The following is a 24,529-nucleotide window of genomic DNA, read 5'->3' on the forward strand; positions in this document are numbered from 1 at the left end:
TAGACCATTTTTTTTAAAAAAACCCGCCAGATCCATTAATCTGGCGGGTTTCTTTTTTATTCTTAAAACAACAGAATCTTGCTTGCACTTATTTTATAGCAACAGAATCTGAGTAAAGCAATTTATCTAATTGCGCGTCTCTGTCATACACATCCGGATAAAAACCAATTTCTCCTTCATCATTAACCCACGCTGTAAAGTAACCAATATAGATTGGGATTTTAGTTTTAAGCTTACAAGTTGTCTCTTTCTCCCCACTCATTGCCTGATCTATTTTATCAACAGGCCAATCCGGATCGTCTTTTAAAATAGCAAGAGCCAAATTTTTTGCTTCTTTAACATTAATACATCCATGACTAAAAATACGTTTTTCAAAATCAAATAAACTCTTAGCCGGTGTATCGTGCAAATAAATATCATTTGGGTTTGGGAACATAAATTTAACCAATCCCAGAGAATTTTTAGGTCCGGGTTTTTGACGAACATTTCCGCCATTCCATTCCATATTATGATCTGCCAGATAATTTTTATCTTCGGCCATTTTGAGTTTTAATTCATTTTTAATAATACTCTGCGGCACATACCAATAAGGACTAAATACGATTCTGTCCATCATTCCGCTAAAAATCACTGTTTCAGTCATCCTGGTTCCAACAAAAACATCCGAAACCAATTCATATTTACCATTTTTCACATACACCAATCTAAATGATGGTATGTTAATCATAATGTATTCACTAGCTTGTGCCAAGTTAGTTGGTATCCATCTGCAGCGTTCCATATTAAGCATAATCGTCTTAATACGATTTCCAACTGGCTCATTCATTTGGTTGATATGATCTCTGGTAAGTGCATAATTTAACTTAAGACCGTATCTCTTTTTATATTTTAAAACACCTGCCATCATCTCCTCATCGTAGACATCTCTTTTAGAATCTTGTGCTAAATCTCCAACTACAAACAATCGTGCTCTTATTTGTTTTACAGCCACTCCACTATCAAAAGGCTTTAAATCCTTATAATTTAAGCTGTCTATATCTATTTTTGTCCATTGCTTATTTTGCTCAATAGTTCGATATTTTTTCAACATTGCTTTAAGCTTATAATATTGCCCAAACAAAAGATTTTCATCTTTATTTAATCTTGCGGGATCAACTATCAATGAATCTAATATCTTGGCATACGAAATACTTTTTGCCGGCAAAAACCAACCAATTTTCTTTAAGGTTGCAGGATCAACACCAGAATATACATTACTGGCATAAAAGACATACATATTAGATAATAAAAGTTCTGTATCTATCTGAGGAAGTTTATTGGACACGTTTTCATTAAAAACATCATCGACCAAATCCATATAAGGCATAGTAGCCTTGATACCCTGGTCACCCAATAAACGTACTTTATGATAGAGTAACGAACCAAATTCGCTGACTCTTTTATCATCATGCCAGATTGCACTGTATTCTTTCTTTTTATACAGATCTAAAACGTCACTTTGGTACTTTTTTAATTTGGGATATTTCTTGTAAAACTCAGTAATCGATTCCGCATTAACAGTAACTTTTGATACGTACTTTTTGATTAAAAAAGTATTTTCAGACCCCGTCATTTTACTTTTTATTTCGATTTCCTTTCCTGAAGATTCAAAGGAAAACATCAAAAATATAACGGCCGCAATAACAGGTAAAGAAGTAAAATTTCGCATACTTTTTAGATTTAGATTTTAGCAAATAAATTTTATTAAAAAATAACGAAAAACCATAATTTACCTATTAACAAGTTTTCAGATATTTTTAAAAAACAGTAGAAATTATAAATTTAGGGTACTCAAATATAGCGAAGATTATTGGAATTTTAGTCAACCTATTCTGAAAATTTATCGTAAAATTCATATGTTTTAGCTCAAAAAGAATTCTTTGTATAGAGGAGCAGGTGAAATGGTGCCAACATTTTTTTGATATAAGAAAGTAAATACAAACAATAAGAATCATTTTGACTAATCTCAATATCAATAAATACAATTTAAAAGGGTTTGAATCCGAACATAATCTGTTATCTTTGTAGTCTGAAATCAGTTTAAATAAACACAATGCTTAAATCGATTTCTTTCAATAGAAAACAGTAGATTAAAATGAAATTAGATAGAAAAGAAATTCTTAAAGCTCTAGAGACAATCACTATAGCTGGCGAAGGAAAAAATATGGTTGAAAGTGGTGCTGTTGCCAATGTAATAACTTTTGGTGATGAAGTTGTAGTAGATTTAGTTCTGCATACGCCAGCAATGCACATTAAAAAAAGAGCTGAAGACGATATCAAAAAAACAATTCTTGAATTGGTATCTCCTGAGGCAAAAATCAAAGTAAACATTAAAGTTGAGGCAAAAGAAAATCCTAACGAAATAAAAGGAAAAGCTATTCCGGGAATCAAAAATATTATTGCCGTTGCTTCTGGTAAAGGTGGAGTTGGAAAATCGACTGTTACTGCGAATCTTGCTGTAACACTTGCTAAAATGGGTTTTAATGTTGGTGTTCTTGATGCAGATATCTACGGGCCTTCGATGCCTATTATGTTTGATGTTGAAAACGAAAAACCAATTTCGATTACTGTTGACGGAAAATCAAAAATGAAACCTGTTGAAAGTTATGGTATAAAAATACTTTCTATTGGTTTTTTCACTGCTCCAAGTCAGGCGGTTATCTGGAGAGGTCCAATGGCTGCAAAAGCTTTGAACCAAATGATTTTTGATGCTGATTGGGGAGAATTAGATTTCATGTTAATCGATTTACCTCCAGGAACGGGAGATATTCATCTTTCGATCATGCAATCATTACCAATTACCGGTGCTGTTGTAGTAAGTACACCTCAGGCTGTGGCTCTTGCCGATGCTAAAAAAGGTGTTGCTATGTTTATGCAGGACAACATTAATGTTCCTGTTTTGGGAATTATCGAAAATATGGCGTACTTTACACCAGAAGAATTACCTGACAATAAATACTATATCTTTGGTCAGGAAGGTGCAAAAAACCTTGCCGAAGATCTTGATGTTCCATTTTTAGGAGAAGTACCAATTGTACAATCTATTCGCGAAGCGGGAGATTTTGGTCGCCCTGCAGCAATGCAAACGGCATCAGCAATCGAAACTGTTTTTGAAGAAATAACCAGAAATGTTGTTCAGGAAGTAGTAAACAGAAATGACAATTTACCTGCAACAGAAGCCATCAAAATTACAACTATGGCAGGTTGCTCAGCAGTTAAGAAATAATTAGATAATTGAGATACAACTAATGAGATGATTTGAAAATTAGATAATTAGACAATTTTACTTCAAAGTGAATTTTCTAATTATCTAATTTGACTAATTACCTAATTGATAAAATTATGACAACAGAAGAATTAACAAACAACGTATTATTAGCTCTAGAAGAAATCAGACCTTTTTTAAATTCTGACGGTGGAGACATTACTCTAATTTCTATAGACGACGACAAACACGTTAAAGTTCGACTTGAAGGAGCATGCATTAGCTGCAGTGTTAATCAAATGACTTTGAAAGCAGGGGTTGAAACTACAATAAAAAAATATGCACCACAAATTGAAACTGTGGTTAATATAATGTAATAAAAAACAGTATTTTTTCTATTTTTTAGATTTGAATATTTAACAGGAATAATAGCTCTTTGAAGGGTTTGATTTCTAAATATTCAAAAATAAAATAAAATTAAAGTTACTTATTACGAATTTAATAAAAAACAACATAAAGATTTAAGAGTTTCCGTTAAGGAATTGTTACATATTTAACTTAAATTTGTCACATAACCCCAAAACCTTAAATTTATGAAGAACTATTACGCTCTATTTTTATTGTTGTTTTTTGTTTCTGTAAGTTATGCCCAGCAAACCACACAAACATTAATTGTTGACAAAGCCTGGCTAAATGAAGCAGAAGAATGGTCAGATTTTAAATACGCAGGTCAAATAGTATTTTCGACTAATGCAAGTGATGAAGAAGGCTCCCTGAGAATTGGTAATTATGACTTCTTATTCGATTTCTGCAACGGAAAAGCCAAATTTGCAAACAAAGCTACTTATAGCACTGCAGAATTTAGTCATCCAAGAAAAGTATCTGTAACAACAGACAAGCAAGGTGTAATGAATTCGACTTACGAAGGAACTTTAATCTTTCAGGCAGACAAAGATTATTATTCTGTAATTGCTTTTGTAACGATACTAGAAAAAAACGGAAATACCCTTGGTGTAAAAATGCGTCTTAAAGAAGGTAATAAAAAAGAATACGCATTTAGTATAAAAAATAGTTAATGTAATTAGGGATTTTTTCACGTTATAAAATCCTAACCAGTAAAATTCCAAATAATTAAAATGGATGTATTAATAAAGATTAAAGATCGAGAAGGAGTTATACACGAATTACAAGCTCCAACTGATATGGCAATGAATATAATGGAGTTATGCAAAGCATACGAACTTCCTGTTGAAGGAACCTGTGGCGGAATGGCCATGTGTGCTTCTTGCCAGTGTTATGTTCTTAATGATGTTGCATTACCAGAAATGGGAGATGAAGAAGAAGCTATGTTATCGGAAGCATTTTATGTTAAATCAAATAGCCGTTTAGGTTGTCAGATTCCAATTACTACCGAGTTAGAAGGATTAGAATTAGAATTAGCACCTGAATATTAAGCTATAAATTACAATATTTTTAAAATTCCAAATTCCAATTATAGCAATTGGAATTTGGAATTTTTTTTTGGGATTTATATAAGTTCACCTGGATCAAAAGGTTCAAATTCTCTTTCAGGAAATGCTTCGGTCAGGATTCCGGATGAACACAACCATGTAATGGTTTCTTCAAGTGTTTTTCCTGTTTTGTAGATCATTTCGCTATTTCGCGGCAAGATAAAATATTCTCCTTTGTAAAGAATAATTTCATCTCCATCAAAAGTATCACCAATTCTAACAGAGTTTAATACTTCTTCTTTTGTCAATATTTCTTTTCCTTCATCCCAAAACCAATATTCACTTATACGATCTTTCCATTCAGTATCTGTTAATATTATGTTTTCCGGAAGATAAATTCTAACATAGGTTCCGCCGAGAATTCCGCTTCCGTATGTTAAAACATATTGTTTGTAATCATCGTCAAAAACAATATTTAAGGTTTTTTCGCAGGCCAGGATTTCTTCTTTCTCAGCAAGGAATAAATCTGTTTTATTGGTTTTATAGTTGGGGATTATTTTATAGTTATCGAAGTTCATCAGTTTTTTTGTATTTATAAGCTAAGATAGGATTTAGATTATTTCTTTAAAACTTTTTAATCAAATTTCATATTCAATTTCTCCAATATAAAGTAACTCAAATTTTGAATTAATTATTGAAACTGGTTTTTCTATCTGATCTTTCGAAATGAACACGATCGTATTTATACTCTCCAGATTTTGATTCTTTGATCAACTTTTTGCTTCAACAATCCATTGGTCAGCATAAGAATATTTTGAGAATTTTTCTTCAAATGAAACATTTTCATTTTCAAAACCGCTTTCCATAAAGTCATGATCTAAAAAATTCTCACTTTGAGATCTTGCAAATTCAGAGATATATTTATCTTCTTCCTTTATATCATCTTCTTCATAATACGTTTCATTTTCACCTAAAAAATTAAAACATTCCGCTTCTGATCTAAATTTACCAAACCAAAAATGGCTAGTTTCTGTTCTCATGCCTTTACTCTTTTATGATTAAAACAAAAGTATTATTTCTTACTCAAAAACTTTTAAACACTCCAACAAAAAAACCGCAATCACATTACTGCAATTACGGCTTTTCCTTTATAACAATTTTCTTTAATCTCTGATTATACCAAACCAGCTGCAATTAAATATTCAGCGATTTGAATTGTGTTTGTTGCAGCACCTTTTCTTAAGTTATCAGCAACAATCCACATGTTTAATGTATTTTCCTGGCTTTCGTCACGTCGGATTCTTCCAACAAAAACATCATTTTTACCTTCGGCATATAGTGGCATTGGGTAGGTAAAAGTATCTAAATTATCCTGCACCACTATTCCATCCGTGTTATGCAAAATTTCACGAACTTCGTTTACATCAAAATCATTTGTAAACTCAACATTTACAGCTTCGCTATGTCCACCTACAACTGGTACACGAACAGCAGTTGCCGTAACTCTAATCGTGTTATCCCCAAGGATTTTTTGAGTTTCACGAACTAATTTCATTTCTTCTTTCGTGTATCCGTTTTCTTCGAAACTATCGCAATGTGGAATTGCATTTCTATGAATTGGATATTTATAAGCCATTTCTCCCTGAACTCCTGCGTATTCGTTCTCTAATTGTCTCACTGCTTTTACACCTGTTCCGGTAATGGATTGGTAGGTAGAAACAATGATTCTTTTTATATTGTATTTTCTATGCAATGGTGCCAAAGTCAAAACCATCTGAATAGTGGAGCAGTTTGGGTTTGCAATAATTTTATCTTCTTTTGTTAAAGTATCAGCATTGATTTCCGGAACAATTAGCTTTTTTGTCGGATCCATTCTCCAGGCCGAAGAATTATCAATAACTGTAGTTCCTGCTGCTGCAAATTTTGGTGCCCACTCTAATGAAGTATCACCTCCAGCTGAGAAAAGAGCGATATCCGCTTTTAAATCAACTGCTGTTTGCAACCCAACAACTTTATATTTTTGACCTTTATATTCTATTTCTTTTCCTACTGATTTTTCAGAAGCAACAGGAATTAACTCAGTAACTGGAAAATTTCTTTCTGCTAAAACTTTAAGCATTATTTCGCCAACCATACCAGTGGCACCTACAACGGCTATTCTCATTTTTATATTTTTAGTATGAATTAATCTAATTTACTCTGCAAAAGTAGCTATAATAAAAAACAAAACAAGGTGCTTCACAAAAAATAACAAAATGTTACAAATCAAACAAAAACAAAAAAACCGTCCCAATTAAGGAACGGTTAAATTAGACTTAGTGTAGCGGTATATTATTTATTTTTTAACAGATCTCTAATCTGAATAAGTAATTCTTCCTGAGTTGGTCCTGCCGGCGGTGGCGGAGCAACATCTTTCTTTTTTGCATGGTTTATTCCTTTAATGATTAAGAACAAAACAAAAGCAACAATTAAAAAGTTAATTACTGCCGAAAGAAACAAACCGTACTTAACGCCTCCAAAAGCGGTCAGCTCCTCGATAGTCGATAAATGAGCCGCATCTAATGCCGGTTTTAGTATTAAAGGTGTAATTACATTTTCAATTAATGAGCTTACAATTTTACCAAAAGCAGCTCCAATGATCACACCCACAGCCAGATCGACTACGTTGCCTTTCATTGCAAATTCCTTAAATTCTGAAAACATCCCCATAATTGTTTATTTTAGTTTATAATTAATTGATATCGAAAATACGTAATTTTCTGCATAATTTCATAATTCTATCTAAAAAATACCCTTTTTACGCGTTGCGAAATACTGGTCATGATCTCATAAGGAATTGTTTTTAAAGCTACTGCCATCTCCACGACCGTTGGATTTTCTCCAAAAATAATTACAGGATCGCCTTCTTTACAATCAATATGAGTCACATCTACCATGAGCATATCCATACAAACATTGCCAACAATTTGGGCTTTTTGATTTTTAATAACAACATATCCAACCAAATTTCCCCATAAGCGAGAAATACCGTCAGCATAGCCTATTGGGATTGTTGCAATTTTAGTTTCTTTCTCAGCCATGAAACGTCGGCCATAACCAACGCTGTCGCCGCCAGGAATCGTTCGAACCTGAGAAATAATGGATTTTAATGTCCCTACATTTTCCAGGTATTTTTGTTCTGCCGGATCGTTTGAAACTCCGTACAAACCAATTCCTAATCGCACCATATTATATTGTGCATCCGGGAAATTGCTGATTCCGGACGTATTCAAAATATGGCGAATTGGATTAATATTTAATACTGAAATTAATCGGGACGATAATTTTTCGAATAAATTAATTTGCGAATGAACAAAATCAAAATGTCGTACTTCATCACTTGTTGCCAAATGAGATAAAACACTTTTTACTTTCACCGTTGAATTTCCTTTTAAAGTCTGAATCAATTCGTCCAATGTATTTTCCTCAAAACCCAAACGATGCATTCCTGTGTCTAATTTTATATGAATCGGAAAATCTTTTAAGTTCTTTTCTTTGGCAATTTTAAGAAAAGCTTTCAAGCCTTTTACGCTATAAATTTCAGGTTCTAAGTTGTATTGAATAATCGAAGGAAAACTGGTCGATTCCGGATTCAAAACCATAATTGGCAATTTTATTCCGCCATTTTTCAGTGAGATTCCTTCATCGGCAAAAGCCACACCTAAATAATCTACCTTATGATGTTCAAGCAATTTAGCAATTTCCAATCCTCCGTTTCCGTAACCAAATGCTTTTACCATAACCATCAATTTGACGTTATTGGCTAATTTTGATTTATAATAATTCAGGTTATGACTTATTGAATTCAGATTAATCTCGAGAATTGTTTCATGTGTTTTTTCTTCTAATAAAGAAACAATCTCTTCGAACTGAAATGATCTTGCTCCTTTTATCAATATGGTTTCATTTTCGAAATTCAGGCTTTCAATATGAGCAATAAATTCAGCTGTATTTTGAAAGGTAATACAATTAGAAAATTGATCTGCAAAAGATGAGATGGTTGCTCCAATAGCGATTACTCTGTTTATATTATTATCAGTAATTAATTGCGCAACTTTAGAATACAGCTCTTTATTAGAGAATCCGCTTTGAACAATATCTGACAAAATAATAGTTTTTGAAGCATTCTTTTTTTGTTGGCTTTCTAAAAAATCGAGGGCAATTTTCAGCGATTCAAAATCAGAGCTGTAACTATCATCAATAATACTGCAATTATTGATTCCGTTTTTTACTTCCAGGCGCATTTGTACCGGATACAGATTCTGAACCCTATTTTGAATAGTTTCAGAATCATATTTAAAATAAAGCAAAACGACTAAACAGGAAACAGCATTTTCTATAGAAGCTGAGTCACTAAACGGAATTTCTAAATCGAAGTTTTCTCCTTTATATTGGTATTTAATATTGGTTGAATCGCTTTTATTCTCTCTTTTCAGAATAAAAACGTCCGCAGAAACATCTGTAAAACTCCATGAAAAAAGATCCCTTTCTTGTAATGGATATTTAGTACAAAACAAAGTCAGACATTGATCTACAAGTAGATTCTTTTGATAAATTATTACTGCTGACTCTTTGAATAATAACAATTTCTCATTGATTTTTTGCTGCTGGTTTTCAAAACCTTCATCATGCGCAGAACCAATGTTGGTTAAAACACCAATGGTAGGCTTAATGATTTTTTCGAGATTGACCATTTCATTAACCGTCGAAATTCCGGCTTCAAAAATTCCTAAATTGTGTTTTTCATTAATAGCAATTAGGGATAACGGAACTCCAACTTGCGAGTTATAGCTTTTTGGACTTCGAATTATATTAAAATCGGGGCTCAACAAGAAATTAAGCCATTCTTTTACTATCGTTTTACCATTGCTTCCGGTCAATCCGATAATGGGAAAATGAAAAAGATTACGATAATATGCGGCAAATTCATGCAGTGCATTAAGCGTGTTTTTTACTACTAAAAAATTGGCTTTTCCTAAAGCGTTTTCAGGAATATATTGAACAACAAAATTTTGAACACCTTTTTCGATCAATTCTGCAATATACAAATGAGCGTCATTATTAACACCAGATAAGGCAATAAACAACGTTTCAGATCCGTTTTGTAACGAACGGCTATCGATTGAAATGTGATCAATAAAAATATCAGTGTTTGAGCCCATCCATTCGGCATTAAGAACCGGGATTAGGCTTTTTAAATTTATGCTCATTTAGAAAATCTTTTTGTCAAATTTAAAAAAAGGTTTGCCACTAATTTCACAAATTTTCACTAATTATTCGTTTTGCCACAGATTAACAGATTATCACGGATTAGAAAAAAATTTGCCACGAATTACACCAATCTACACCAATTCTAATTCGTGAATTCGTGGCAAAAAAACTACACCCATAACAAATCATTTTTAATCTTTTTAATCTGTGGCAAAAAATTACGGCAAATTAAAATCCTTAAAAATTAGTGAAATTCATTGCAAAAAACATTATTTGTTTATATTTGCTAACACCACTAAACACAACGTTTTGAAAAAAATACTCCCTATATTTTCCTATATATTACATCCGATTTTTATCTCGATGTATGCTACTTTATTTTATCTTTTTTGCAAAAATGATGCTTTTACCAATCAGGAAAAGTATTATGTTTTATTTCAGATTCTGATTATTACGATTTTGGTACCGGTATTGTTTTTCTTATTGCTTCGTTCGACCGGACATGTCAAATCGGTGATGATTCATGAAACATCTCAACGCAGAATCCCTCTTATTTTACAGTGTTTTTTGTATATTTTATTGGTAAAAAGAAGTATTGTCATTGCTCGATATCCTGAATTACATTTCTTTTTTCTTGGTGCCTTATTTAGTACTATTTTAGCTTTAGTATGCTCTTTGTTTAAGATAAAAGCAAGCTTGCATATGATGGCAATCAGCGGATTTACAATTTTTGCAATTGGTTTGAATATACATCTTCAAATGCAAAATCCTTATTGGGCCGCTTTTTTGATTTTAATGACTGGTATTGTAGCTTCTTCACGATTAGAAATGGAAGCACATTCGCCAAATGAATTATTAATTGGAACATTTATCGGAATATTTCCGCAATTGCTGTTTTTGTATTTGTGGTTATAAAATGTAAAAAATCAAACCAATGTTCATGGCGCTCATTTGGACATTTTCGCCGGAAACGGTTTTAACTGATTTATCAAATAAACCATTCAAACCATAATAGCAATATACATTCCAGGTATTATAACCTGCCGAAACATAAACTCCGTACTGAAATTGATTGATATCTTTGTTATTAGATACTTTATAACTGGCATCCCCGTCTTTTAAAATTGATTTATCTGAGAATATATAACTCATTTTTACACCGCTATAAATCCTCCAAAATTTATAACTTTCGTAAGTTGAGTTTCTCCATCTAAACTCAATTGGCACATCTACAGAATATTGCTTATATCTATTCGAACCAATGTCGCTATAACTACTTACATTGTAAACATTTGTTCCGTCTGCACTTTTCGAAACTGTAAAATTTTGATAGAAATTTTGGTAACTCAAACCAAAACCTGCTGCAATTGCAATAGTTCTGTCTTTATTGATAGGCATATCCCGCAAGAAACCGGCAGAAACACCAGCCGAAAATTTATTTTGTTTTAAACCCGTAGGTCCGTTAAGCAAAAGATTGTAGGTAACCGAAAAGTAAAACTGATCCTCACGATATAATGAGTCAATTTTTACAATAGGCTTTATCTCCGGTTTAACTTCCTGAGCAAAAGAATTGAAAAACGATACTAAAAACAAACAACTGAAAAGTAATCGCATATCGTATTTTGGTTTTAAAGAGTTTTTCAAGTAAACGTTTTTTAGTGTAAATTTATTTTACTTACAAATATAATATAATGCTAGTTCAGGATACAATTAGATCGTAATTATTCGCTTTTTGATCGAGAATAAAATCATTTCCTGCACTTTTTTCAAGAAATAGGCAACAGAATCTAAAAAATAAATCTTTTTTACTTTGATCTTTTATACCTTTGTCGGGAATGAAAAGAAAACAACTCATATTAAGTGTTTCTTTGGCTCTAACGGTATTGTTCTCAATATTGTTTCAGTCCATACACAGTTATGAGCATATTGTAAAACAACTTTCAGAGAAACAATGCCATCATAATTACAATGATCCTAATGGCGAAATAACACATCAACATCATGATTATGACGTATGTTTTGTTTGTCATTTTGTTTTTGGAAGTTATATAGTACCTGAACAATTTGCTTTTCAATTTCATACTTTCAATTCTGAAATCCCTTATTTTTTCTCTCTTCCTGAAAAAGTTTTTTCACTTTCAGAAAGTCCGTATTTATTACGTGGCCCTCCCGAAGCTATAGTTTCTTAATTTCGAAACTTTCGAAATAAAATCAAAGATCTTTTAAATCTAATTTCAAAAAAATTAGTCGATTTCCCCATTCTGAAACTTTCAGGATCGGCGAATCTTACTATTATTTTTAGTTATTGTGCTTTAAAGGATAAAAATCAAATTAATTATAGCATCATTTTCAAATGAAAAAACTAATATTAGCCCTTATTTTAGGGTTTTCGAGCATTCTTTCTGCTCAAAATTCGGTTTCAGGAACAGTAACAAATCTTGAGAACCAACCATTGGCAAACGTGTCTGTTTATGCTCCTGAATTACACAAAGGAACAACGACTGATGCGAACGGAAAATATGATTTTAAGAATCTCCCAAACGGAAGTTTCCGACTTTCTTTCACTTTTGTTGGATTTACAACTCAGAGTAAATCAATTACAAAACTCTTAAAAGAAAACACAATAAACATAACACTTACTGAATCTGTTTTTGAAATGGACGAAGTTGTCGTTTCAACACCTTTCAACAAACTACAATCGCAAAACGTGATGAAGGTTGAACACGAAAGTATCAAAACATTACAGCAAAAAGGAACTTCTACTTTAATCGAAGGTTTAGCAACGATTCCGGGGGTTTCTCAGATTTCTACGGGAACTTCTATTGGTAAGCCGGTTATTCGCGGATTAAGCGGAAATCGAGTTCTAGTATATTCTCAAGGTGTTCGTATCGAAAATCAACAGTTTGGAGACGAACATGGTTTAGGTTTAAATGATGCCGGAATCGAAAGTGTTGAAGTGATCAAAGGCCCAGCTTCTTTATTATACGGTTCTGATGCTCTGGGAGGAGTTTTATATTTTAATCCAGAGAAATTTGCTGATGCAAATACTTTCAAAGCAAATTTTAGCCAAAAATACTTTACTAATACTCAAGGAAGCAATTCTTCGCTTGGTTTAAAAACCTCTACTGATAACTGGAAATTCTTAGTTCGCGGAAGTTTCAACTCCCATTCTGATTATAAAATTGCTGATGGGGAACGTGTAACTAATACCCGTTATAACGAAACTGATTTTAAAACCGGAATTGGATACAGCAACTCTAGTTTCTCAAGTGTTTTAAGATACAACTACAACAAACTGGATCTTGGAATGCCGGATAACGGAATTGGAGAACAATCTACCAGCAAAAATACAGAGTTCCCGAGACAAGGAATCTTCAATCATTTATTGAGTTTAAACAATGTTATATTTTTTCAAAACTCGAAATTAGATGTTGATTTAGGATATATTGCCAATGACAGAAGTGAGTTTGAAGATAGTAACGATGCTTCGCTTCATATGAAACTGAATACTTTTAATTATAATGCGAAGTACCATTTTCCGAAATTGGGAAAAATTGAAACTATTTTGGGTGTTCAGGGAATGCATCAAACAAACAAAAATTCTGGCGAAGAATATTTGATTCCGGATGCTACCACAAATGATTTTGGTGTTTTTGGAACGGCAAATTACGAATGGAACAATAGTGTTGTTCAGGCCGGATTGCGTTTTGATAACCGAAATATTACATCTATCGCACACGGAACAGAAGGCGAAGAAGGTTACTTTTTACCTTTAGACAGGTCATTTGACAGTTTTAATGCTTCTTTAGGATATAAAACAAAACTGGCAGAACCATTAACACTTCGACTGAATGTAGCATCTGGGTTTAGAGCTCCAAATTTAGCTGAACTGACTTCAAATGGGGTTCACGAAGGAACCAATAGATATGAAATTGGAAATGCTGATTTGAAAACAGAGCAAAATGTTCAGACTGATTTAAATCTGGAATATAAAAACACGCATTTTGAGTTCTTTATTAACGGATTCTATAATCATATCAACAATTATATCTACACTTCGCCAACTGGAGAAACTCGCGAGGACAATGATGTTTTTGCTTATACTCAGAATAATGCAAAATTGTACGGTGGTGAAGTTGGTTTCCACTTTCATCCGCATCCACTTGATTGGTTACATTTTGAAACCAGTTTTGAAACCGTAACCGGTAAAAAACAAAATGGTGATTATTTGCCATTAATTCCGGCAAACAACTGGAACAATACACTTAGAACTGAATTTAAAATTAAAAACTGGTTCGAAGAAGGATATGCTTCTTTAAACGTTTCTTCGACTTTCAATCAAAATAATGTTAGTGGTTTTGAAACGGCTTCAAACGGATATACTTTGGTGAATCTTGGCTTTGGCGGAACGGTAAAATTAGGGAAACATGCTTTTGATGTGAACCTGAACGGAAACAACTTATTCGACAAAAAATATATTGCTCACTTATCAAGATTAAAAACAGACGGAATCCCTAACATTGGACGAAATATTGTTCTGGGAGTCAACTTCAACTTATAAGCTTTTTAATTAAACTATGTAAGTATAATATCAGTTTATTTTTGTTTTTGGTTGAACTTGTATTTCTTACGTGGTTTAGCTTTGTATTACTTTGCTGAAAAATTTTACCGCAAAGCACGCAAAGTCTTTTTTGTAAAGCTGTTTGATAAAACACAAAGTTCGCAAAGCTTTGTGTTGATTCTTACTAATACAACCTGATTTTACCGCAAATAACACAACGCTTTTTTTTAAAGCTGGTGGGTAAAATGCAAAGTTTTTAAAAATGCTTGGTTTTATAAAAACAAAAAGTTCGCAAAGCTTTGTGTAAATTTAGCTTTGCGAACTTTGTATTTTTTAAAAGCATTATTAAATAAAATCTTTGCGGACTTTGCGGTTAAATAGGTACTGATCTAACAAAAAACGCTATTTTTGTGACAACTGTTAAACTTAAACAATGAAAAAAACATTTCTATTAATGGCAATTACAACTGCAGGAATTTCATTTGCACAAAATAAAATTCAATATCCACAAACCCAGAAAGGCGAAACAGTTGACGTCTATTTTGATACAAAAGTAAACGATCCATATCGTTGGCTTGAAGACGACAAATCAGCTGAAACCGGTGCTTGGGTAAAAGCTCAAAACGAGGTTACTTATGGTTATTTAGATAAAATCCCTTTTCGTGACGAACTTAAAAAACGCATGGAGAAATTATGGAACTACGAGAAAATCAGTGCTCCATTTGTAGAAGGAAAATTCACTTATTATTCAAAAAACAACGGACTTCAGAATCAATCCGTATATTATAGAAAAGGGCAAGACGGTAAAGAGGAAGTTTTCTTAGATCCAAATACTTTCTCGAAAGACGGAACAACTTCTCTTGGTGGTTTAGATTTTTCTAAAGACGGAAGCAAAGCTGCTTATGCCATTTCTGAAGGTGGAAGCGACTGGAGAAAAGTAATCATTATTGATGCTTTGTCTAAAAAAGTAATAGAAGACACATTGGTTGATGTAAAATTTAGCGGAATTGCATGGCACGGGAATGAAGGTTTTTATTACTCTAGTTATGAGAAACCTAAAGGAAGTGAATTGTCTGCTAAAACAGATCAGCATAAATTATATTTTCACAAACTTGGAACTTCTCAAAAAGAAGATAAAGTTATTTTTGGCGCAGATCAAAAACGCAGATACATAGGTGGTTATGTTACTGAAGATGACAAGTACCTGGTAATCTCAGCTGCCAATTCTACTTACGGGAATGAATTGTATATTAAAGATTTAACGAAAGCGAACAGCCCGATTGTAACGATTGTAGATAATTTTAACAGCAACAATCAGATTATCGAGAATGAAGGTACTAAATTGTTTATCGAAACTGACTTGAACGCACCAAATACTCGTGTTGTTACTGTTGACTTAAATAATCCTAAACCAGAAAACTGGAAGGATTTTATCAAAGAAACTCAAAATATTTTATCACCATCAACTGGTGGCGGATACTTTTTTGCTAATTACACAAAAGATGCTGTTTCGTTTGTACAACAATACGATTATAAAGGAAAATTAGTGCGTGAAATCAAACTTCCTGCTGTAGGAACTGCAGGTGGATTTGGAGGAAAGAAACACGAAAAAACATTGTATTACAGCTTTACAAATTACACAACTCCGGGAACGATATATTCATTAGAACCAAAATCAGGTAAATCTGAAGTATATCAAAAACCTAAAGTTGATTTTAAAAGTGAAGATTACGAATCTAAACAAGTATTCTATACTTCAAAAGACGGGACAAAAATCCCGATGATTATCACGTATAAAAAAGGATTAAAATTAGATGGTAAAAATCCAACAATTCTTTATGGTTACGGTGGATTCAACATTAGTTTAACTCCAAGTTTCAGCATTGCAAATGCAGTTTGGATGGAAAACGGCGGAGTTTATGCTGTTGCCAATTTAAGAGGTGGTGGTGAATATGGTAAAAAATGGCATGATGCGGGAACTAAATTGCAAAAACAAAATGTATTTGACGATTTTATTGCTGCAGGTGAATACTTAATCGCTCAAAAATATACTTCATCAGATTTCTTAGCGATTCGCGGAGGTTCTAACGGAGGTTTATTAGTTGGTGCAACAATGACACAGCGTCCTGATTTAATGAAGGTAGCTTTGCCAGCAGTTGGTGTAATGGATATGTTACGTTACCATACTTTTACCGCTGGTGCAGGTTGGGCTTACGATTACGGAACATCTCAGGATAATAAAGAAATGTTTGAATACCTAAAAGGTTATTCTCCTGTACAAAACGTAAAAAAAGGTGTTCAATATCCTGCAACTATGGTTACAACAGGAGATCACGATGACCGTGTTGTTCCTGCACATAGTTTTAAATTTGCGGCTGAATTACAAGAAAAACAAACAGGGAACAATCCTGTTTTAATTCGTATTGATGTAAAAGCAGGTCACGGAGCAGGAAAATCTGTTGCGGCAACGATTCAGGAAAACGTAGACATTCAAGCTTTCACGCTTTATAATATGGGTTTTAAAGCTTTGCCTAAAAAGTAAAACTTATTCTTAATTTTATTAGCCACGAATTCACGAATTATTTTTGTGAGTTCGTGGCTTTTTTTTGCCACGAATTTCACTAATTAGCACGAATTTAATTTGCTTGTTTTGTGTTGAGAATTTTACCACAAAGCACGCAAAGATTTCATATAAAAATATTCTTCAGAAAATGCAAAGTTCGCAAAGCTTTGTATTGAACCAGCTTTGCGAACTTGTGTTTTACAGAACCAGTCTGATACAAAAATTTTGCGTGCTTTGCGGTAAAATAAAATCTGTGTGCATCTGCTTAAATCCTTTTAAATCTTCGTGAATTTGTGGCGAACTTTTTTACACAGTTTCAATATAAATAATTCGTGAAAATTCATGCAATTCGTGGCAAGCTTTTTTTAAATAAAACTTAAATTTGAAATAACTAAAAAAACCAGAAAATGAAAATTGTAAAATGGGGAATTATAGGCTGTGGAAATGTAACCGAAGTAAAAAGCGGACCGGCTTTTCAGAAAACTCCCAACTCAGCCTTAGTTGCCGTGATGCGAAGAGATGCTGCTCTCGCCGAAGATTATGCTAAACGCCATAACGTATCTAAATGGTATTCGAATGCTATTGATTTAATCAATGATCCGGAAGTCGATGCTGTTTATATTGCTACTCCTCCATCGTCTCATAAAGAATATACTATTTTATGTGCCAAAGCCGGAAAACCGGTTTATGTAGAAAAACCAATGGCGTTAACTTTTGAAGAATGCAACGAAATGATCAGCGTTTGCAAAGAACATAATGTTCCATTATTTGTAGCCTATTACAGAAGAAGTTTGCCAAGATTTTTAAAAATAAAAGAATTAATCGATCAAAATAAAATAGGAACGGTAAAACATGTAAATTGTGTTTTATATCATCCGTTTGAAGAAAGGTACAACGACGAAATCAATTTGCCATGGACTGTTTTACCACACATTTCAGGTGGTGGAATCTTTGTCGATTTAGCGTGCCATACGTTAGATTTCCTTGATTTTGTATTAGGACCAATTCAATCAGTTCGCGGACATGCCAGTTCTCAGCTTAAAGCATATCCTGCCGAAGATTCGGTTTCAATGTCCTTTTTATTTGAAAACGGAATTCACGGAACAGGTCTTTGGAACTTCGCCAGTTTTGAGCGTTATGACAATACTGACATTGTAGGCGATAAAGGGAAAATCTCTTTCTCTACTTTCGGCAATGATCCTATACACATTCAATATACAAATGGCGAAAAAGAAAGCGTCACAATCGAAAACCCGCTTCATATTCAGCAACCACTTATCGAAACTGTTGTCGCAGAAATTTTGGGCAACGAAGGCGTAAATCCATCAAAAGGAACATCAGCCGCAAGAACAACCTGGGTGATTGATGAAGTTTTGAAGGAGTTTAGGAATTCAAAATAATAACAACAATAATTCAGCACAATGTTGTCATTTCGAACAATGAGAAATCACATGAGAAACTCTGTATAGAAAGTCGTCAATCTTTGTCTAATATTAGATGTGATTTCTCCCTTTGGTCGAAATGACACAATTGCTGATTGCAAACTGCGAAGACAGCTAAAAATCCCTTGAAACGCAAAACAGCACAATCTTGTCATCATTTTACCCTCTTGTTAATCGACAAAGATTAGTAATATTCTTTGCGGAGCTTCTGGTGTGATTTCTCATTCTTCGAAATGACAAGATTGCACAAAAAAAAGAGGATATTCAAACGAATATCCTCTTTTTTATTAAGTATAATTTTCTAAGAATTACAAGCTGTATTTAAGACCTAAAGTCAAACCTAAACCTGAGATCCCAACATACGAGCTTAATTCATCCATTGGTTTTGTTTTATCAACACCATTCGGATTTGTTAAAGCATTATTAGAATTAACGTCTAATCTGTCTCTGTAATTTGTATGTATTTGAGAAGCAGATCTAGTTGCCAAAGCATCATTACCATTAACATTAAATTCTGTAGTTTCTTTAGTTTTTCCGTGTACAGTAAAGTTACGGTATTCCAATTCACCAAAAACTGAAATATTTTTTCCTAATTTATAAGATGTTCCTAAAGCAGCAACAAATCCAACTGTTGGATTTGGTTTTACTTTATCAACACTATGAACATTTCCAAAAGCAGTTGGAACTCCTGTATTTGAAAAAGCAATTGGAGCGTAAGCATCTGAAGTGATTTCTAAATCTCCATGAATAGGAACTAAAATACCAACCTTAGTATAGGGTTCAAAACCTTTGTGTTCTCCTAAAAACAAAACCAATGCAGGGGCAAGATCAAAAGCAGTAATCTGACCTACTGATTTAAAAGCATATACACCAGCTGGAGTAATAGGCACATCTGATCTGGTTTGTGCCATTGTCTTATCTTTACTAGTATAATAATTAACACCTAACTCAACCCCTAAACGGGCATTAAATCTATATCCGGCTGTTAATCCAGTTCTGAAACCTTCACCAAAAGAACCTGTAACACTTTCTTCAGAAACTAATTTCCCTCCTACAAAAGTTCTGTCTAAAGGAAGATTTCCTCCCACAGTTGGAAATTCAGTAGCAGCAGTCTGAATAAAATAAGATCCTCCTAATTTAAAATACCATGATTCTGGTTTATCTGCTTTTTCTGTTTGCGCCATTGTCGCCATAGAGCAAACTAATAATCCGAGTAAAAATAGGTTCTTTTTCATAATTCTGTTTTTTAATTATTTTTTACAAACATAGATTATTTTAACATATTCTTACAGTTTGTAATGTTAGACTTGGAACGAAATCGTTGTAATTTTAATCTAAAGTACTAAAAAACTACTATGCATGCATATTTTTAACTAAAAAAAAATGCATTATATCAAATTTTAACTGTTAAATTTTAGTTTAGCTTAAAATTTACCTGCATTTTCTCTAATTCTATCAATAGCTCGGTAGAAATCTTAACTTTTACCCTGCGACTTGGCATCGTTAACTTAGTTACTACCTTTATTTCTTCAACTTCATTTACTTCCTGAATTTTAGTTTCTTCAATGGCAGAATCTGTATCTTCATTCTCATCTACAAAAACAGCATCAGTTGTTTCTTCAAAATCAGCTGGAGTTTCTACCTCAACTAAACGTTTAATTTTTTCTAACTCCATAATTTCAAAAGTCACAGAATTATCGCCTTTATTCTCATTGAACAATTGACTCAAATTATGAATAAATTCAGCTTGCAGGTCTGTAATATTCAGTAATAAAATCAATTTTTTAGCAAAGGCTTCCAGAATATCCTGCAATTGCCTAATCTCAACAAATTGCAATCTTGGATCAGATTTTTTACCTGTATCGTGATTTACCCAACCATCTTTTATTAAAATTTTCAGGAAGGCAAAATTATTCTGAATCAGGAAGTGACGGAATTTTAGGTATTCTTCGCCAAAAATCTTGAATTCATAACTTTCATCATATCCTTCTAAATTAAATACTGCCCAGCCTTTTCCGTTTTTTGCTACACGGTGCTGCACATTATTAATGATTCCGGCAAAATTCAAATTTTTACCTACATATTCATTCATACTTTTCAGAGCCTCTAATCTGGCATTGCAGAAGTATTTCATCTCAAATCTAAAATCATCAAGAGGATGTCCTGAAATATAAATTCCAACTACTTCCTTTTCTTTGGCTAATTTTTCCATCGTGCTCCAGTCTTCACACGGAGGCACAATAGGCTCATCAATCTGAACCTCACTTGATTCCCCAAACAAACTTACCTGCGATGAATTTTCGTTTTCCTGAAATTTAGAACCGTAACGAATCGCTTTTTCATAAAATGTAATTCCGTCGCCATCATCATGAAAATATTGTGCTCTTGTAGTTCCTTCAAACGAATCAAAACCACCTGCCAAAGCAAGGTTTTCGATTGCTTTTTTGTTAGCTGCACGCAAATCTATTCTTTTAGCCAAATCAAAAATCGATTTGTACCTGCCATCTTTTCTACTTTCTACAATTGTTGCCACAGCTCCGGAACCCACTCCTTTAATGGCGCCCATCCCAAAACGTACTGCATACTCATCATTTACAGTAAATTTATAAAATGACTCATTTACATCCGGTCCTAAAACCTGCAATCCCATTCGCTTACATTCTTCCATAAAAAATGATACTTGTTTAATATCATTCATGTTATTCGAAAGAACCGCTGCCATATATTCTGCAGGATAATGTGCTTTTAAGTACGCTGTTTGATATGCAATCCAGGCGTAACAAGTCGAGTGCGATTTGTTGAAGGCGTAACTCGCAAATGCTTCCCAGTCTTTCCAGATTTTCTCTAAAACTTTTGCATCGTGACCTTTTTTTGCTGCTTGTTCTACAAACTTAGGCTTCATTTTATCCAGTACTTCTTTTTGTTTCTTACCCATCGCCTTACGCAAAACGTCGGCCTCACCTTTTGTAAAGTCAGCCAGCGATTGCGACAAAAGCATTACCTGCTCCTGGTAAACGGTAATTCCGTAAGTTTCTCCTAAATATTCCTCACAAGCATCTAAATCGTATTTGATTTCCTCTTCGCCATTTTTTCTTCGAACGAAAGACGGAATATATTCCAAAGGTCCCGGACGATACAAGGCATTCATGGCAATTAAATCTCCAAAAACCGTTGGCTTCAGATCTTTCATATATTTCTGCATTCCGGGTGACTCGTATTGAAAGATTCCAACCGTTTCTCCTCTCTGGAAAAGTGCATATGTTTCAACATCATCAATTGGGAATGTATCCGGATCAAGATCAATGTTGTTTCTATATTTTACCAGTTTAACGGTATCTTTTATTAAGGTAAGGGTCTTCAGACCCAAGAAGTCCATCTTCAGCAATCCTGCACTTTCTGCAACCGAGTTATCAAACTGGGTTACATATAAATCAGAATCTTTGGCAGTTGTAACAGGAACGAAATTCGTAATATCCGATGGCGTAATGATTACCCCACATGCATGAATTCCGGTATTTCGCATTGATCCTTCAAGGATTTTTGCCTGCTGAATTGTTTCTCCGGCCAAATCGTTTTCATTGGCAATGGCGATTAATTCTTTTACGTTATCAAACTCATCAGAACGAAGTGCTTTTTTAACCTCATCTTCATTCTCAGAAATAAAACGCGCCAAATTCCATTTTGACGGCATCATCGCCGGAATCAGTTTTGCAATTCTGTCGGCTTCAAATAATGGTAAATCCAATACACGCGCCGTATCACGAATCGCTGATTTGGTTGCCATTTTACCATAGGTAATAATTTGCGCAACCTGATTTTTACCGTATTTATTGATTACATACTCCATTACACGACCACGACCCTCATCATCAAAGTCAATATCAATATCGGGCATCGATACACGATCCGGATTCAGGAAACGCTCAAAAAGCAAATCGTACTTAATAGGGTCAATATTTGTAATCCCTAAACAATAAGCAACGGCAGAACCCGCTGCAGATCCACGACCGGGACCAACAGAAACGTCCATATTTCTGGCTTCGGCGATAAAATCCTGGACAATCAGGAAGTAACCCGGATATCCGGAATTCGAAATCGTTAATAATTCAAAATCCAAACGTTCCTGAATAGATTCGGTAATTACTCCATATCGCTTTTCTGCGCCCACCATTGTAAGGTGACGCAAATATTTATTCTCACCCCTAACTCCACCATCCGCTTCATCTTCAATAACTACAAACTCCTGCGGAATATCAAATTTAGGAAGCAATACATCACGATAAAGTGAGTAGATCTCGACCTTATCAACAATTTCCTGAATGTTGATAATCGCATCAGGTAAATCAGAGAAGAGTTTTTTCATCTCTTCAGATGACTTATAATAGTATTCCTGATTAGGTAATCCGTAGCGATATCCTCGTCCACGACCAATTGGTGTAGCCTGTTTTTCACCATCTTTTACACACAATAAAATATCGTGCGCATTGGCGTCTTCTTTATTTAAATAATAGGTATTGTTTGTCGCAATTAATTTGACATTGTGTTTTTGAGAAAACTCAATCAGGGTTTTGTTAACACGATTTTCGTCTTCCTGATTGTGGCGCATTACTTCAAGATAAAAGTCATCGCCAAATTGTTGTTTCCACCAAATCAAAGCTTCTTCGGCTTGGTTTTCACCAACATTCAGAATTTTACTCTGGATTTCTCCGTATAAATTCCCGGACAAAACCATGATATCTTCTTTGTATTGTTCGACAATTTTTCGATCAATTCTTGGAACATAATAAAATCCTTCCGTAAAGGCAATCGACGACATTTTCGCCAGATTGTGATATCCTTTTTTATTCTTGGCTAATAAAACAATCTGATTTCCATTGTCTTTTTTGCTTTTATCAAGGTGATTGTCGCAAACATTAAATTCGCAGCCTACGATTGGTTTTATTTCAGTTTCTGTTGGTTCTTCGCCAGCTTCAACTAAGGCTTTATTTTTTCCGGATGCCGCTTTATTATGATTCATAACAGCGCTCACAAAGTGAAAAGCCCCCATCATATTTCCGGTATCTGTCATTGCAACAGCCGGCATTCCGTTTTTGGCTGTAGCCGCAACAATATTTGCAATTCCTATTGTGGATTGTAAAACCGAAAACTGTGTATGATTGTGTAAATGCGCATATTTTGCTGCTTTAAAATCTTCTCTGTCAGAACCGGAAACCGTAGTTTGTTTGTCATTAGATTCTAAAGCTCTTAATTGCTCTCTGATTTTATCAGAAGCCGCTTTTAAGTTGATGTGTTTTAGTCCTATTAAAGGAAATTCCTGAGGGTTTCTATTTTGAAATTCCTTAAAGTAATCCTTGGGAACATCCAGTTCTTCTTTGGTAAAAACCTCTCTTCTTATTAATTCAAGAAAACAACGCGTGGTTGCCTCAACATCGGCAGTTGCGTTGTGCGCTTCTGCAAAAGGTTTATCAAAAAGATAACTGTGCAATTCTGTTAAGGTTGGTAATTTAAACCTTCCTCCACGACCTCCCGGAAGTTTTAATAATGAAGCGGTAACCTCTGTACAAGTATCCAAAACCGGCATTGAAGCCATAGGAGAATCAACTCCAGCTCTATGAAATTCAGCCCCCATAATATTAACGTCAAAACCTAAATTCTGACCGACAATAAATTTGGTTTTACTTAATGCAATATTGAATTTCTCCAAAACTTCTGCTAAAGTAATTCCATCGGCTTCAGCCAATTCAGTCGAAATTCCGTGAATACGTTCTGCGTCATACGGAATGTTGAATCCATCAGGTTTTACCAAATAATCCTGATGTTCAATAAGAATTCCCATTTCGTCGTGAAGCTGCCACGCGATCTGAATACAGCGAGGCCAGTTATCAGAATCAGTTATTGGAGCGTCCCAACGTTTTGGTAATCCAGTAGTTTCAGTATCGAATATTAAATACATAGGTTTTGTAAAAAGGCAAATTAAAAAATTCCAAATCCCAAAATTTTCACATCATAAATCACTGA

General features: G+C 33.9%; 18 protein-coding genes. 9 read left to right on the forward strand and 9 right to left on the reverse strand.

Annotated features, from left to right (window positions below; genetic code table 11):
- Positions 1 to 88: 88 nt before the first annotated feature.
- Positions 89 to 1,708: a L,D-transpeptidase family protein gene (locus ACQKCJ_RS12045; RefSeq protein ID WP_271337472.1), complete on the reverse strand. Its 1,620-nt coding sequence runs from the start codon at positions 1,706 to 1,708 to the stop codon at positions 89 to 91.
- Between the two features lie 426 nt (positions 1,709 to 2,134).
- Between ACQKCJ_RS12045 and ACQKCJ_RS12050 the strand changes: the two genes are divergently transcribed.
- From ACQKCJ_RS12050 to ACQKCJ_RS12065, 4 genes are all read left to right on the forward strand, one after another.
- Positions 2,135 to 3,265, forward strand: a complete 1,131-nt coding sequence (locus ACQKCJ_RS12050) for an Mrp/NBP35 family ATP-binding protein (protein WP_271337471.1) — start codon at positions 2,135 to 2,137, stop codon at positions 3,263 to 3,265.
- 116 nt (positions 3,266 to 3,381) lie between these two features.
- Positions 3,382 to 3,621 carry a NifU family protein gene (locus tag ACQKCJ_RS12055; RefSeq protein WP_213306350.1) on the forward strand — a complete coding sequence of 80 codons (240 nt, stop codon included), beginning with the start codon at positions 3,382 to 3,384 and terminating at the stop codon, positions 3,619 to 3,621.
- Positions 3,622 to 3,837: 216 nt separating this feature from the next.
- Entirely contained in the window at positions 3,838 to 4,320 is a 483-nt protein-coding gene (locus ACQKCJ_RS12060; protein ID WP_271337470.1) for a hypothetical protein, read from the forward strand.
- 60 nt (positions 4,321 to 4,380) lie between these two features.
- On the forward strand, positions 4,381 to 4,698 hold the full coding sequence (locus ACQKCJ_RS12065) for a 2Fe-2S iron-sulfur cluster-binding protein (protein WP_026982672.1): 318 nt from the start codon (positions 4,381 to 4,383) through the stop codon (positions 4,696 to 4,698).
- A gap of 74 nt (positions 4,699 to 4,772) precedes the next feature.
- On the opposite strand, the gene ACQKCJ_RS12070 is transcribed toward ACQKCJ_RS12065, so the two are convergent.
- From ACQKCJ_RS12070 to ACQKCJ_RS12090, 5 genes are all read right to left on the reverse strand, one after another.
- Complete coding sequence (locus tag ACQKCJ_RS12070; RefSeq protein WP_271337469.1) at positions 4,773 to 5,273, reverse strand: SMI1/KNR4 family protein; 501 nt, start codon at positions 5,271 to 5,273, stop codon at positions 4,773 to 4,775.
- A 192-nt stretch (positions 5,274 to 5,465) separates the two neighbouring features.
- Positions 5,466 to 5,735 (reverse strand): hypothetical protein, encoded by a 270-nt coding sequence (locus ACQKCJ_RS12075; protein ID WP_427402090.1) that lies wholly within the window; start codon positions 5,733 to 5,735, stop codon positions 5,466 to 5,468.
- Between the two features lie 134 nt (positions 5,736 to 5,869).
- Positions 5,870 to 6,859 carry an aspartate-semialdehyde dehydrogenase gene (locus ACQKCJ_RS12080; RefSeq protein ID WP_271337467.1) on the reverse strand — a complete coding sequence of 330 codons (990 nt, stop codon included), beginning with the start codon at positions 6,857 to 6,859 and terminating at the stop codon, positions 5,870 to 5,872.
- A gap of 167 nt (positions 6,860 to 7,026) precedes the next feature.
- Positions 7,027 to 7,404 (reverse strand): large conductance mechanosensitive channel protein MscL, encoded by a 378-nt coding sequence (gene mscL / locus ACQKCJ_RS12085; RefSeq protein ID WP_271337466.1) that lies wholly within the window; start codon positions 7,402 to 7,404, stop codon positions 7,027 to 7,029.
- Positions 7,405 to 7,472: 68 nt separating this feature from the next.
- Positions 7,473 to 9,944 (reverse strand): bifunctional UDP-N-acetylmuramoyl-tripeptide:D-alanyl-D-alanine ligase/alanine racemase, encoded by a 2,472-nt coding sequence (locus ACQKCJ_RS12090; RefSeq protein ID WP_271337465.1) that lies wholly within the window; start codon positions 9,942 to 9,944, stop codon positions 7,473 to 7,475.
- 310 nt (positions 9,945 to 10,254) lie between these two features.
- Between ACQKCJ_RS12090 and ACQKCJ_RS12095 the strand changes: the two genes are divergently transcribed.
- Complete coding sequence (locus tag ACQKCJ_RS12095; protein WP_271337464.1) at positions 10,255 to 10,860, forward strand: hypothetical protein; 606 nt, start codon at positions 10,255 to 10,257, stop codon at positions 10,858 to 10,860.
- Here ACQKCJ_RS12095 and ACQKCJ_RS12100 read toward each other — a convergent pair.
- Positions 10,855 to 11,589 carry a porin family protein gene (locus ACQKCJ_RS12100; protein WP_338083393.1) on the reverse strand — a complete coding sequence of 245 codons (735 nt, stop codon included), beginning with the start codon at positions 11,587 to 11,589 and terminating at the stop codon, positions 10,855 to 10,857. The genes ACQKCJ_RS12095 and ACQKCJ_RS12100 overlap by 6 nt on opposite strands.
- A 191-nt stretch (positions 11,590 to 11,780) precedes the next feature.
- On the opposite strand from ACQKCJ_RS12100, the gene ACQKCJ_RS12105 reads away from it, so the two are divergent.
- From ACQKCJ_RS12105 to ACQKCJ_RS12120, 4 genes are all read left to right on the forward strand, one after another.
- Complete coding sequence (locus tag ACQKCJ_RS12105; protein WP_271337463.1) at positions 11,781 to 12,134, forward strand: hypothetical protein; 354 nt, start codon at positions 11,781 to 11,783, stop codon at positions 12,132 to 12,134.
- A 164-nt stretch (positions 12,135 to 12,298) separates the two neighbouring features.
- Entirely contained in the window at positions 12,299 to 14,506 is a 2,208-nt protein-coding gene (locus ACQKCJ_RS12110; RefSeq protein ID WP_271337462.1) for a TonB-dependent receptor, read from the forward strand.
- Positions 14,507 to 14,939: 433 nt separating this feature from the next.
- Complete coding sequence (locus tag ACQKCJ_RS12115; protein WP_427402091.1) at positions 14,940 to 17,048, forward strand: prolyl oligopeptidase family serine peptidase; 2,109 nt, start codon at positions 14,940 to 14,942, stop codon at positions 17,046 to 17,048.
- 428 nt (positions 17,049 to 17,476) lie between these two features.
- Positions 17,477 to 18,469, forward strand: coding sequence for a Gfo/Idh/MocA family protein (locus ACQKCJ_RS12120; RefSeq protein WP_271337460.1), 993 nt, complete (start codon positions 17,477 to 17,479; stop codon positions 18,467 to 18,469).
- Positions 18,470 to 18,819: 350 nt separating this feature from the next.
- Here ACQKCJ_RS12120 and ACQKCJ_RS12125 read toward each other — a convergent pair whose 3' ends face one another.
- Positions 18,820 to 19,746 (reverse strand): outer membrane beta-barrel protein, encoded by a 927-nt coding sequence (locus tag ACQKCJ_RS12125; protein WP_271337459.1) that lies wholly within the window; start codon positions 19,744 to 19,746, stop codon positions 18,820 to 18,822.
- Positions 19,747 to 19,925: 179 nt separating this feature from the next.
- Complete coding sequence (dnaE, locus tag ACQKCJ_RS12130) at positions 19,926 to 24,464, reverse strand: DNA polymerase III subunit alpha (RefSeq protein WP_271337458.1); 4,539 nt, start codon at positions 24,462 to 24,464, stop codon at positions 19,926 to 19,928.
- Between the last annotated feature and the right edge of the window lie 65 nt (positions 24,465 to 24,529).

The organism is Flavobacterium sp. NPDC079362 (genome assembly GCF_050267765.1).
In the GTDB taxonomy this organism is placed as follows: domain Bacteria; phylum Bacteroidota; class Bacteroidia; order Flavobacteriales; family Flavobacteriaceae; genus Flavobacterium; species Flavobacterium azizsancarii.

Bases quoted from the DNA above. Each gene is read 5' to 3' on its own strand.
- ACQKCJ_RS12045 (WP_271337472.1), bottom strand. From the start codon at position 1,708: ATGCGAAATTTTACTTCTTTACCTGTTATTGCGGCCGTTATATTTTTG.
- ACQKCJ_RS12050 (WP_271337471.1), top strand. From the start codon at position 2,135: ATGAAATTAGATAGAAAAGAAATTCTTAAAGCTCTAGAGACAATCACT.
- ACQKCJ_RS12055 (WP_213306350.1), top strand. From the start codon at position 3,382: ATGACAACAGAAGAATTAACAAACAACGTATTATTAGCTCTAGAAGAA.
- ACQKCJ_RS12060 (WP_271337470.1), top strand. From the start codon at position 3,838: ATGAAGAACTATTACGCTCTATTTTTATTGTTGTTTTTTGTTTCTGTA.
- ACQKCJ_RS12065 (WP_026982672.1), top strand. From the start codon at position 4,381: ATGGATGTATTAATAAAGATTAAAGATCGAGAAGGAGTTATACACGAA.
- ACQKCJ_RS12070 (WP_271337469.1), bottom strand. From the start codon at position 5,273: ATGAACTTCGATAACTATAAAATAATCCCCAACTATAAAACCAATAAA.
- ACQKCJ_RS12075 (WP_427402090.1), bottom strand. From the start codon at position 5,735: ATGAGAACAGAAACTAGCCATTTTTGGTTTGGTAAATTTAGATCAGAA.
- ACQKCJ_RS12080 (WP_271337467.1), bottom strand. From the start codon at position 6,859: ATGAGAATAGCCGTTGTAGGTGCCACTGGTATGGTTGGCGAAATAATG.
- mscL (WP_271337466.1), bottom strand. From the start codon at position 7,404: ATGGGGATGTTTTCAGAATTTAAGGAATTTGCAATGAAAGGCAACGTA.
- ACQKCJ_RS12090 (WP_271337465.1), bottom strand. From the start codon at position 9,944: ATGAGCATAAATTTAAAAAGCCTAATCCCGGTTCTTAATGCCGAATGG.
- ACQKCJ_RS12105 (WP_271337463.1), top strand. From the start codon at position 11,781: ATGAAAAGAAAACAACTCATATTAAGTGTTTCTTTGGCTCTAACGGTA.
- ACQKCJ_RS12110 (WP_271337462.1), top strand. From the start codon at position 12,299: ATGAAAAAACTAATATTAGCCCTTATTTTAGGGTTTTCGAGCATTCTT.
- ACQKCJ_RS12115 (WP_427402091.1), top strand. From the start codon at position 14,940: ATGAAAAAAACATTTCTATTAATGGCAATTACAACTGCAGGAATTTCA.
- ACQKCJ_RS12120 (WP_271337460.1), top strand. From the start codon at position 17,477: ATGAAAATTGTAAAATGGGGAATTATAGGCTGTGGAAATGTAACCGAA.
- ACQKCJ_RS12125 (WP_271337459.1), bottom strand. From the start codon at position 19,746: ATGAAAAAGAACCTATTTTTACTCGGATTATTAGTTTGCTCTATGGCG.
- dnaE (WP_271337458.1), bottom strand. From the start codon at position 24,464: ATGTATTTAATATTCGATACTGAAACTACTGGATTACCAAAACGTTGG.